This window comes from Streptomyces phytophilus, from assembly GCF_013870535.1.
Classification (GTDB): domain Bacteria; phylum Actinomycetota; class Actinomycetes; order Streptomycetales; family Streptomycetaceae; genus Streptomyces; species Streptomyces phytophilus.
Window position 1 is genome coordinate 1 of the sequence record NZ_JACBXC010001354.1, and the last position, 1,567, is coordinate 1,567.

Below are 1,567 nucleotides of genomic sequence, written 5' to 3' on the forward strand. Positions count from 1 at the left end.
GGGGCCGACCGCGTGCGCGTACCTGCTCATACGCGGTCTCCTCGGTCGCCGGGCGGGGGCCCGCCGAGCGGGCACGAATAGGCCAGGCTACTCACCCCCACCCGGCAAAGACACCCGGCCCCGTCCGGGGCCGTCGGGCCCGGGGCGCCGGCAGCGGCCGGCGCATCTCTTCCCTGTGCATGACAACGAGATGTCATGGGCATGTCTATTCGCGTAGACAGGACCGCCCGGTTCGAACTCGTGTCAACCGTAGGGCAGTTCCGGCGCCGTGCGGCGGACGCGCACCGCACGGCCGGTGCTCCCGCCCGGCCGCAGATGTTCCTCCTCACCCCCCTGGAGGTCATGTTGCTCAGTTTCCCGGCGATATCCCCGCGCGGCTGGACGGCCGCGCTCGCCCTCCTGGCGCTCGTCCTCGGCGTCGCGCTCGGCGCGGCGCCGCCGGCGGCCGCGTTCCCGCCCGACGTGCCGCCCAAGGCGCAGGTGCAATCCGAGCTCAACAGCCTGACCGTGGCCGCGGAGGGCTCGATGACCGGCTACGACCGCGACAAGTTCCCCCACTGGACCACGGTCTCCGGCACCTGCAACACCCGCGAGACGGTCCTCAAGCGCGACGGCACCAACGTGACCACCGGCGCCGACTGCTACCCCACGGGCGGCTCCTGGTACAGCTACTTCGACGGCGTCACCCGCAGCTCGCCCGCGCAGATCTCCATCGACCACGTCGTCGCGCTGGCCGAGGCGTGGCGCTCCGGCGCCAGCGGCTGGACCACGACGCGCCGCCAGCAGTTCGCCAACGACGTCACCGGCCCGCAGCTCATCGCGGTGACCACCGAGGTCAACAGCTCCAAGGGCGACCGCGACCCGGCCGACTGGAAGCCCCCGCGCACCGCCTCGTGGTGCGGGTACGCCAAGTTCTGGATCCACACCAAGTACCGCTGGAACCTGAAGATCGACTCCGCGGAGAAGTCCGCGGTGCAGAGCATGCTCAGCGGCTGCTCGTACTAGAACGGGCCCTTCCGGGAACGGATCGCCGGGGCATCCCGCCCACAGCCGGGGTGCCCCGTGCGGCCCCGGCGGTCAGTTGAGGGCGCGCGACACCAGCCGCACGAGTGCCGTGATCCCCCGGCCGATCCACCCGAGCGCCCCCGCCGCCACGGCCACGTCCGCGCCCTCCGCGGCCACGTCCGCCCTGCTGGACCCGGCGCGGCACGCCGGGCAGGAACGGGGCCAGCGGCGCTTCCGCGCACCGCACTTCCTGCATGTCGCCACGAACTCGATCTCCCCGCTGCTCCCGGCCCGGGCCCGTACGGGCTCCACGCAAAGCGGCCGACGTCCCCACCCGCCGCCTCGGCCGCGGTCCTGACCAGGTTACACAGCCGCCACCCGGCGAACGCCGGCTGGTCAGGACGGTCTACGGGCCCCGGGAACGGCCTCGGCGCCGCCCGCGGCGGCGGGCAGGTCGCGCTGGTACCACGTGCCGGGCTTGCTGCTGAGGTGCGCGGGGTCGGCCGGGCCGACGGCCACGAACCCTGCCTTGGCCAGCACCCTCTGCGACGCGGCGTTCCCG

The 1,567-nt window shown here is 73.6% G+C and carries 1 protein-coding gene and 1 pseudogene; one reads left to right on the forward strand and one right to left on the reverse strand.

Annotated features, from left to right (window positions below; genetic code table 11):
- Nucleotides 1-342: 342 nt before the first annotated feature.
- The gene (locus H5J30_RS32310) at nucleotides 343-1,005 is read left to right on the forward strand and encodes an HNH endonuclease family protein (protein WP_181791200.1); all 663 of its coding nucleotides are present in this window, start codon (nucleotides 343-345) and stop codon (nucleotides 1,003-1,005) included.
- A 396-nt stretch (nucleotides 1,006-1,401) separates the two neighbouring features.
- Here the strand turns inward: H5J30_RS32310 and H5J30_RS37140 are convergent.
- A pseudogene (locus tag H5J30_RS37140) lies at nucleotides 1,402-1,567 on the reverse strand (GNAT family N-acetyltransferase); the annotation flags it as partial.